Origin of the sequence: Pseudonocardia sp. NPDC049154, assembly GCF_040648315.1 — a bacterium.
In the GTDB taxonomy this organism is placed as follows: domain Bacteria; phylum Actinomycetota; class Actinomycetes; order Mycobacteriales; family Pseudonocardiaceae; genus Pseudonocardia.
On record NZ_JBEZDN010000024.1, the window covers coordinates 1 to 9,450 of the forward strand.

General features: G+C 75.9%; 8 protein-coding genes. 5 read left to right on the top strand and 3 right to left on the bottom strand.

The window, feature by feature from the left end; genetic code table 11:
• Window positions 1–170 precede the first annotated feature (170 nt).
• The 3 genes from AB0B41_RS14750 (at window position 171) to AB0B41_RS14760 (ending at window position 4,222) form a co-directional block, all read left to right on the top strand.
• The gene (locus tag AB0B41_RS14750; RefSeq protein WP_358203052.1) at window positions 171–2,516 is read left to right on the top strand and encodes a xanthine dehydrogenase family protein molybdopterin-binding subunit; all 2,346 of its coding nucleotides are present in this window, start codon (window positions 171–173) and stop codon (window positions 2,514–2,516) included.
• 147 nt (window positions 2,517–2,663) lie between these two features.
• Window positions 2,664–3,488, top strand: a complete 825-nt coding sequence (locus AB0B41_RS14755; RefSeq protein ID WP_358203054.1) for a fumarylacetoacetate hydrolase family protein — start codon at window positions 2,664–2,666, stop codon at window positions 3,486–3,488.
• A complete protein-coding gene (locus AB0B41_RS14760; protein ID WP_358203056.1) occupies window positions 3,485–4,222 on the top strand; it encodes a maleylpyruvate isomerase family mycothiol-dependent enzyme in 738 nt (245 codons plus the stop codon). The genes AB0B41_RS14755 and AB0B41_RS14760 overlap by 4 nt, the downstream gene beginning before the upstream one ends.
• Window positions 4,223–4,234: 12 nt before the next feature.
• Here AB0B41_RS14760 and AB0B41_RS14765 read toward each other — a convergent pair whose 3' ends face one another.
• The 3 genes from AB0B41_RS14765 to AB0B41_RS14775 all read right to left on the bottom strand — a co-directional run bounded on the left by AB0B41_RS14765 (window position 4,235) and on the right by AB0B41_RS14775 (window position 6,458).
• Window positions 4,235–4,972, bottom strand: a complete 738-nt coding sequence (locus AB0B41_RS14765; protein WP_358203058.1) for a hypothetical protein — start codon at window positions 4,970–4,972, stop codon at window positions 4,235–4,237.
• Window positions 4,973–4,985: 13 nt separating this feature from the next.
• Window positions 4,986–5,144 (bottom strand): hypothetical protein, encoded by a 159-nt coding sequence (locus AB0B41_RS14770; protein WP_358203060.1) that lies wholly within the window; start codon window positions 5,142–5,144, stop codon window positions 4,986–4,988.
• 252 nt (window positions 5,145–5,396) lie between these two features.
• Window positions 5,397–6,458 (bottom strand): lipase, encoded by a 1,062-nt coding sequence (locus AB0B41_RS14775; RefSeq protein ID WP_358203063.1) that lies wholly within the window; start codon window positions 6,456–6,458, stop codon window positions 5,397–5,399.
• A 208-nt stretch (window positions 6,459–6,666) separates the two neighbouring features.
• Between AB0B41_RS14775 and AB0B41_RS14780 the strand changes: the two genes are divergently transcribed.
• Window positions 6,667–8,085, top strand: a complete 1,419-nt coding sequence (locus AB0B41_RS14780) for an RNB domain-containing ribonuclease (RefSeq protein ID WP_358203065.1) — start codon at window positions 6,667–6,669, stop codon at window positions 8,083–8,085.
• A 106-nt stretch (window positions 8,086–8,191) separates the two neighbouring features.
• The gene (locus tag AB0B41_RS14785; RefSeq protein WP_358203068.1) at window positions 8,192–9,283 is read left to right on the top strand and encodes a glutamate-cysteine ligase family protein; all 1,092 of its coding nucleotides are present in this window, start codon (window positions 8,192–8,194) and stop codon (window positions 9,281–9,283) included.
• The last annotated feature ends 167 nt before the right edge of the window (window positions 9,284–9,450 follow it).

The following is a 9,450-nucleotide window of genomic DNA, read 5'->3' on the forward strand; positions in this document are numbered from 1 at the left end:
CGGACCGGACGGGGGCCGGTCCGGCCACCCCGGGCGACACCGGCGGCACCCCGGAGGACCGGTGGCCGCGGTGCGGGTAGGAGGGGGGCACGGACGACCTTCCCCGACCCGGACGGGCCGCGTCAAACATTCGGCTCGCTTCTCCACCCGCACGTCGTAATGTGAGTCACATGCCTCATTCCATTCTCGGGACCGCCGTGCGGCGGATCGAGGACCCCGACCTGATCACCGGAGCCACCACCTACGTCGGCAACGTCGTCGCCGGCCGCACGGACGTGCTGCACGCCGCGTTCGTCCGCTCCCCGCTGGCACATGCGCTCGTCACCGGGATCGACACCTCCGACGCCGCGGCGGCCGAGGGCGTCGTGGCCGTCTACACCGCCGCCGACCTCGAGCTCCCCGCGCACCACGGGCTGATGGTGCTCAACCCCGACATGCCCCGCCCCCCGCTGGCCACGGACCGGGTCCGGTTCGTCGGCGAGGCCGTGGCGCTCGTCGTCGCCGAGACCAAGGCCGCGGCGGTCGACGCCGCCGAGCTGGTCGAGGTCGACTACGACCCGCTGCCCGCCGTCGTCGACCCCGAGGCGGCGCTCGACGCCGACGCCCCGCTGCAGTTCCCCGACGCCGGGTCCAACGTGGCCGGCGGCCTCCGCTCGGCGGAGGGTGCCGCGGTGCTCGACGGCGCCGAGGTCGTGGTCCGCGCCCGCATGGTCAACCAGCGCATCGCGGTCGTGCCGCTCGAGGGCAACGCGATCCTGGTCGACCCGACGGACTCCGACCACGCGCTCGTCGTGCACGTCTCCACCCAGATGCCGCACGGCTTCCGCGCCCAGCTCGCCGGGCTGTTCGGGCTGGAGGCCGATGCGGTGCGGGTGATCGCGCCCAACGTCGGCGGCGGTTTCGGCGGTAAGGCCGGGATGATCGCCGAGCACACCGCCACGGTGGGTGCGGCGCGGGCCCTGGGCCGCCCGGTCGCCTGGGTCGAGACGCGCTCGGAGAACCTCGTCTCGATGCCGCACGGCCGGGGCCAGGTCGCCTACTACGAGCTCGGGCTCACCCGCGAGGGCCGGATGACCGGGCTGCGCTGCCGGGTCGTCGGCGACGCGGGCGCCTACGCCGGGTTCGGCGGCGCGCTGCCGCTGCACATGACCTACGTGATGGCGCCGGGCGTCTACGACATCCCGAAGGTGGGGTACGACGCCGTCGCCGCGCTGACCAACACCACGCCGATGGGCGCGTTCCGCGGGGCGGGCCGGCCGGAGGCGGCGGCGCACCTGGAGCGCCTGGTCGACATCGCCGCGGCCGAGCTCGACCTCGACCCGGCCGAGCTGCGCCGGCGCAACTTCCTCGACCCCGCCGCGTTCCCGCTGACCACGCCGGTCGGCGCGAACTACGACGTCGGGGACTACGACCTGCCGCTGCGCGAGGCGCTGCGGCTGGCCGACTACGAGAAGCTCCGCGAGGAGCAGGCCTCCCGCCGGGAGTCCGAGGACCCGGTGCAGCTCGGCATCGGCATGTCGGTCTACGTGGAGATCACCGCGGGCGGCGGGGGCAGCGAGTACGGCTCGGTGCGGGTGCACCCGGACGGCACGGCGACGGTGCAGGCGGGGACCTCGGCGCACGGGCAGGGGCACGCGACGTCGTTCGCGATGCTCGTGTCGGACCGGCTCGGCATCCCGATGGAGAAGATCACCTACGAGCAGTCGGACACCGCCAGCGTGCCGCGCGGCGGCGGCACCGGCGGCTCGCGCTCGCTGCAGATGGGCGGGTCCGCGGTCCGGGTCGCGGCCGACGACGTGCTCAAGGAGGCCACCCAGCGGGCCGCGGCGCTGCTCGAGGCGAACCCCGACGACGTCACGCTGACGGACGACGGGGAGTTCGGCGTCGCCGGCGTGCCGTCGGCCACGGTGACCTGGGAGCAGGTGGCGGCCGAGGGCGAGATCTTCGCCGGCGTCGACGAGCAGCAGTCCGACGCGACCTACCCCTTCGGCGCGCACCTGTCCGTGGTCGAGGTGGACACCCTGACCGGGCGGGTCCGGCCGCGAGCGCACATCGCGGTCGACGACTGCGGGCGGGTGCTCAACCCGCTGCTCGTGGAGGGGCAGCAGCACGGCGGGCTCGCGCAGGGCATCGCGCAGGCGCTCTACGAGGAGGTCCTCTACGACCCGGAGGGCAACCCGACCACCGCGACGCTCGCGGACTACCACATTCCCACCGCGGCCGACCTGTTCTCGTTCCAGGCCGTCACCACCGAGACGCCCACCCCGCGCAACGTGCTCGGGGCGAAGGGCATCGGCGAGTCCGCGACGATCGGCTCGACGCCGGCGGTGCAGAACGCGATCGTCGACGCGCTGCGCCCGTACGGGGTGACGCACGTCGACCTGCCGTGCACCCCGGAGCGCATCTGGCGGGCGATCCGGGCGGGCGGCGGGGACCCGTGGCGGGAGCCGGCGGACGTCTTCGGCGGGCTGCCGCTGCGGGGCGGCGACTCGCAGGACGAGTCCGGGGCGATCTAGCACGCGGCCGGACGGCCGCATGATCGACGGGCCGGTTCGGCCGTCCGGGGGTGGGTGCACCGGGCACCCACCCCCGGGGCTGAAAACCGGCCCGACGTGGCGCAGACTCATGCCCGTGACGCGAGGATCGAGCGTGGAGCGCACGCGATGAGGCTGGCCACCATCCGGACCGCCGCGGGGACCCGCGCCGTCCGGGTCGACGCGACCGGTGCGACCGAGACCGGCGACGCGGACCTGCGGGCCCTGCTGTCCCGCCCGGACTGGGCCGAGCACGCGGCGGCCGCGGCCGGCCCGTCGCACGCCGTCGAGGGGCTCGACTACGCCCCGCTGGTGCCCGCGCCGGAGAAGATCATCTGTGTCGGGCTGAACTACCGCGACCACGTCCTCGAGATGGGCAACGAGCTGCCCGAGTACCCCACCGTGTTCGCGAAGTACGCGCCCGCGCTCGTCGGCGCCTACGACGAGATCGAGCTGCCGAGCGTCTCCGAGCAGGTCGACTACGAGGCCGAGCTGGCCGTGGTGATCGGCCGGCCGGTGCGCCACGCCGACGAGGCCGCGGCGGCGGCGGCGATCGCCGGCTACACGATCCTCAACGACGTCAGCGTGCGGGACTACCAGAACCGCACCAAGCAGTTCCTGCAGGGCAAGACGTTCGAGCACAGCACCCCGCTGGGCCCCGTGCTCGTCACGCCGGACGAGCTGCCCGAGGGCGGCTGGGCGATCTCCTCGACGCTCGACGGCGAGGTCATGCAGGACTCGACCACCGACCAGCTCGTGTTCGGCGCGGTCGACCTGGTCGTGTACCTGTCGGCGATCCTCACGCTCAACCCGGGCGACGTCATCGCCACCGGCACCCCCGGCGGCGTCGGTCACGCGCGCCGGCCCCCGCGGTACCTGACCGACGGCGCGGAGCTGGTCACGGCGATCGCGGGCCTCGGCGAGTGCCGCAACGTCTGCCGGCTCGCGAAATGACCAGGACGCTCGAGCTGTCGCTGGCGTGGGCCGGCGACGGTGCGGCGCACCTCCGCGGGCTCCTCGACCGGATGGGCGACGATGCCTTCCGCGCCCCGTCCGGGCTGCCCGGCTGGACCCGCGCGCACGTGCTCAGCCACGTCGCCCGCAACGCCGAGGCGATGATGAACCTGCTGCACTGGGCGCGGACGGGGGAGGAGACCCCCGCCTACGCCGACGACACCCAGCGCGACGCGGACATCGTGAGCGGGGCGCAGCGTGAGCCGGCCGCGATCCGCGAGGACGTGGTCGCAACCTCGGACAAGCTCGCGCAGGTCGTGAAGGCGATGCCCGAGGAGGCGTGGTCGCGCAGCATCCGCGACCGGCACGGCCGCGAGGTACCGGCGACCGAGATCGCGTGGATGCGGGCGCGGGAGATGTGGATCCACTCCGTCGACCTCGACGTCGGGGCCTCGTTCGAGGACTTCCCGCAGCCGATGCTGTGCGAGCTCGTCGCCGACGTGGCCGCGAACCTGGCGGCCCGGCCCGGGGTGCCCGCGGTGCGGCTGGTCGCGAGCGACCGCAACCAGGTGTGGTCGACGGCGGCCGAGGGCGCGGCGCCCGCCGTCTCGGTCGAGGCACCCGTCGCCGACCTCGCGGCGTGGGTGTCCGGGCGCGGGCGCTCGCGCCGGATCCGGGCGGTCACGCCCGAGGGCGAGACCACCCCGGTCCCGGAGCTGCCCGCCTGGCTGTGAGGGTCCGGCCGCTCAGGGCCGGTCCCGGCGGGTGAGCTCGTCGAGCCGCGCCTGCACCTCCTCCAGCCGGGCGAGGGTCTCGTCGAGCCGGGCGTGCAGGACGGCGACCTCGGCGGACAGCACGGCGACCGTGCCCGGGTCCTCGGCCGGTACCTCCGGCAGCACGACGACGGGGGCCGCCTCCTCGCCCTCGGCCAAGCCGGTCGGGCGGCCCTCGAGCACGACCTCGACCCCGCCGGCGAGCTCGGCGAACCGCTCCGGACCGAGCACCGGGCGGTCGGCGGCGCAGTTGCGGCAGACCGGGAGGAGCCGCCGCCACCCGACGCTGCCGGCCCCCGAGTCGGCCAACAGGTCGGCCGGGCGCCCGCACTCGCAGCGCCCGATTCGGACCGTCTTGACGCGCTGGCGGGCGTACCGCAGACCGCGCTCGTAGCGCCGGTAGCGGCCCGACGCCGCGACCTCCAGCAGCACGGCGCTGCGGTGGTCCGGCTCGCACGCGAGATCGCGCGCGGCGCCCATCTCGTGGAAGCAGTAGAACCCGCAGTCACACCAGCGCGACGGGCAGGCGTGCCGCGAGCCGTGCGCGCAGATGGCGTCGTCCACCGCGCGGTAGACGTGCGCCCTGCCGAGGGTCACGCCGCTGAACCCGCAGCTCCCGCCATCGGCGGCGAGCATCGGGTACGCGAGCTTGAACCCCGGCAGGGGCTCGTCGGAGTGTTCGCGCGGGCTGCGGGCGAAAGGACCGCCCACCGACCCGGCCCGGTCAGACCCGGGCGGGACGCTCGGCCGGGGCGTCCTCCGCCAGGGCGGTGACGACCGGGACCGTGTCGTGCGCCTGCGGTGCGGATTCCCGCGTCTCGGCGAGGCGCTCGGCCTCCCGGTCGATCGCGACACCCTCCGCCAGCTTCCTGCCCAACCTCATGACGCCTCCCGGTTGTAGCGGTGAACGCTTGCGTACCAGGCTGATCCTTCGCCGCGAAGTTGTCCAGAGGAGGGGATGACGACCGTGTTTCGCCTCGCCCGGACGGCGGCACCGCTGCGTGCGGCGGGTACGCGGTGACCGCGACCCTCGCCCGTTCGAGGTGATGCGGGGTCCGGACGGCTTCCTCCGCCCGCTGCGCCCGCTCCGCCCGCGCTCGGCCATGCGGTGGGCGGCACCCGGTAGCGAAAGCCGTCAGCAGGGGTCGGGGCGGGTGTAGCAGGGGAGGTCGGGTTCGGCGGGCAGGACCGCGGCGGTCGCGGCGGACTGCGCCACCGCCCGGTCCACCGCGGCGGTGCCCTGCCGCAGCGCGGCGGCGGTGATGCCCTGGGCCTGGGCCCGGGTGCACGTCGAGGCCGCCGCGATCCGGGCGGGGTCGGCCGGCCCCGGGTTCCGCAGCGCGTCGACGACGAGGGCGAAGGAGGCGGCGTCGGACAGGCCGAGCGGGCCGTGCTCGACCGTCCGGCCGGGACAGACGTCCTGCACCGCGACCGCCCCGTTCCCGGCGACGGCCCCGCCGCCCGGTTCGGCCGGCAGCGCCGAGGCCTGCGGTACCGGGGTGACGACGGTGTCCCCGGTCGACACCACGACCGTGTAGTCGACGCCGGCGAAGGTCCGCCGCTCGGAGTTGAGCGCCTGCTCGAACCGCGAGCCGCTGGACTGTTGCCAGAACGCGGCCGAGCAGCCCTGGGCGCACCCGGCGCGGAGGGCGTCGGAGCCGGCGTTGGTGGGGCCGAGAGCGACGAGGTCGGAGACGCGGTCGCGGACGTCGGGCCAGAACCGCAGTGCCCAGCGCGGCACCATCCCGCCCTGGCTGTGCCCGACGACCGCCACCTTCCGCCCGGTCCGCTCGGCGATCGTGCGGATCGCGTGCACCACGTACTCCGCGCGGCGGGCGACGTCGCCGGTGTTGGCGTCGGGCGCGGTGGACAGGCAGGTCGGGAACCCCTGGGCGGCGAGCAGCGGGCGCAGCCCCCAGCGGAAGGCCGTGTCGGGGTCGGCGCCGGTGCCGGAGAGCAGCAGCACGGTGTCGCGAGTCGCCTGCCCGCGGGTGCAGACCAGGCTGGCGGTGAGGTCGGCGGCGGGGACGGTGAGCGCGGGGCCGGGCCGGTCGACCGGGGCCCAGGCGGGCGCGGCGGGCTCCGGCATCCCGGGCGCGTCGCCCGGGCCCGCGGGCCCGGGGCGCAGCGACGCGCCGCTGACGGCGGCGTAGAGCCCGAACACCAGCCCCACGACGACGAGGACCGCGGTCGCCACACGGACCAGGGTGGACGGCCGGGGACCGGCGGGCGGCGCGGGGCGTGCCGGAGGCACGGCGGGCTCGGAGGGCTCGGCGGGCGCAGGGGACACGGTGCGCACGGGCGGCTCCGTCCGGCCGGCGGGGAACTCGACGGATACGAGAACACCCCGGGCTCCGCCGCACAAGTCGGTCCGCCCGACCGTAGGGTGCGCCCGTGAGCACGCCATGCTGAGCCACGCCACGAACGCGGCCCCGGACTTCGCCGCGGTCCGCGCCGAGTTCGGCCTGCCCGCCGACGGCACGGCCTTCCCGGCCGCGGTGCTGGCCGAGGCCGAGCGCGCCGCGGCCGCGGGCCCGGACGGCCCGCGCGTCGACGCCACCGACGTCCCGCTGGTGACCATCGACCCGCCGGGGTCGAAGGACCTGGACCAGGCGGTCGGCATCACCCGCACGCCCCGCGGGTTCACCGTGCACTACGCCATCGCCGACCTCGGCGCCGTCGTCGACCCCGGCGGCCCGCTCGACACCGAGGTGCGCCGCCGCGGCCAGACCCTCTACCTGCCCGACGGCGCGGTCCCGCTGCACCCGCCGGTCCTGTCCGAGGACGCCGCGAGCCTGCTGCCCGACGGGCCCCGCGCGGCGGTGCTGTGGCGGATCGAGCTCGACGGCGAAGGCGCGGTCCGGAGCGCCGACGTGCGCCGCGCGCTGGTCCGCTCGGTGGCCCGGCTCGACTACGCCGGCGTGCAGGCCGCGATCGACGCCGGCCGGGCGCACCCGGCGATCGCCGCCCTGGCCGAGCTGGGCCCGTTGCGCCGCGCCCGGGCCGTCGCGCGCGGGGCGATCGAGCTGGAGCTGCCGGAGCAGGAGGTGGTGCCGGACGGCACGGGCTGGACCGTCCGGGTCCGGCGGCGGACGCCGGTGGAGGACTGGAACGCGGAGATCTCGCTGCTCACCGGGCAGGTCGCGGCGCAGATGATGCTCGACGCCGGGGTCGGGCTGCTGCGCACGCTCCCCGCGCCCGATCCCGAGGCGGTCGCCGCGCTGCGGGCGACGGCGCTCGAGCTGGGCCTGGACTGGCCGGAGGGCGAGTCGCCGGCACAGGTACTCGCGGCGCTGCCGCGCCCGGCCGACGCCGATCCGCGCGCCCTGGCCGTCCGGCGCGCTGCCACGACGTTGCTGCGCGGGGCCGCCTACGCGTCCTTCGGCGCCGGCACCCCGCCGCCCGAGGACCCGGGCCACGGCGGGATCGGGGCACCGTACGCGCACGTCACGGCCCCGTTGCGACGGCTGGTGGACCGGTTCGGCAGCGAGGTCTGCCTGGCGCTCGCCGCCGGGCGGGACGTTCCGGGCTGGCTGGCCGAGGCGCTGCCGGGGCTGCCCGGCCTGATGAGCGCGTCGGACACCCTGGCCGCACGCGTCGACCGCGCCTGCACGGACCGGACCGAGGCCGCGATGCTGGCGGGCCGGGTGGGGGAGGAGTTCGCGGCCGTGGCCCTGCGCCGCGAGCCCGGCGAGCTCTTCCTCACCGATCCGCCCGTCCTGGCCAGGTGCGAGGGCGAGCCGGAGCCGGGGGCGACCGTGCGGGCCCGGCTGGTCGAGGCCGACCCGGCGACCGGCCGGGTCAGGTTCGCCTTACTGGACTGACGCCGTCCGCTCAAGCCCGATCGGGTGTCCGCACCGACACGCTCCGCGACTGCCTGCGCAGGACTAGCGTCGTCCGCCGGCACGAACGCCGGGGTGGAGGTCGAGGGTGGCGCAGGTCAGGTACGGGATCGAGCACGAGGTGGCGTTCCGCCGCGCCGACGGCGCGTTCGCCGACTTCACGAACACGACCTTCGAGGAGCTGCAGGGGATCGTCGACGCCCTGCCCGAGGATCCGGCCGACTACCCCGACCTGCGGATCGGCGACCAGGGCATCAAGCGCAAGCGCTGGTACGTCGAGGGTTTCGAGCGCTTCGACGAGGCGGGCGGGCTGGTCCGCTGCGACCCGAAGGGGATCGAGATCCGCACCCGGATCCACGACTCGGTCGAGGAGGCCGTCGCGGCGCTCGCGGCGGACCTGCAGGCCTTGGAGGACGAGGCCGCCGGCCGCGGGCTGGAGCCGTACCCGATCGGGTTCAACCCCGTGCGGTCGAGCTACCCCGTCGTCCCCGAGCTCAACGCCTGGGAGCGCGCCCACCGCACCGGCTCGCCGGAGGAGCGGACCGCCCACCTGCACATGGTCACCCACGGGCCGGACCTCAACCTGTCCGTCGCGGGGCTGGGCGGCGCGGAGCTGGTCGACGCCGGCGCGAAGCTCACCCACTACAGCCCCTGGCTCGTGCCGCTGGCGTTCTCCTCGCCGTTCCGCGACGGCGCGCCCTGGGGCGGGCTGTCGGCCCGGACGGCGGTGCGGACCGGGCTGCGGCCGGCCGCGATGGTGTTCCTGGAGCCGGGCTCGCCGCACGCGCTCGCCACCGATCCCTCGCTCACCCAGCCCGCGCGGCTGCCCGCGGAGGTCGGGCGGATCGAGTTCAAGGCGTTCGACGCCTGCCCGGACCCGGTGTTGTACGGCGAGCTGCTCAGCCTGCTCACGGGCCTCGTGCTCGACGACACCCTGCCGGGCCGGCGGCGGACGCCCGACGCCGGGCTGCACCGGCACGTCGCCGTCGAGGGACTGGCGGACCCGGAGACGCACGCGGGAACCGGCGCCCTCCTCGACGCGGCAGAGCGGGCACTGGCCGACCGGCCGGCGGACCTGACCCGGTTGGTGGCGCTGCGTGAGCGGTGGCGGGCCCGTGAGTGCCCGGCGACCGCGATGCTCGCCCGGCTCCCGATCGGGACGGGGATCCGGGCTTTCTAGAACACCTGTACCGCTGGGCCAGCGAAACGTCGCCGCAGCACAGGCGCGATCTGGTCCCCGGTGCCCCTGGACCCTCCACCCACCCCGGCCCGGTCGTGGGGGGGGGGATTTGGGCTAACGACAGAAAACCCACCACCGGGTCGGGGTGGTGGTTTTGGGGGGTGAGG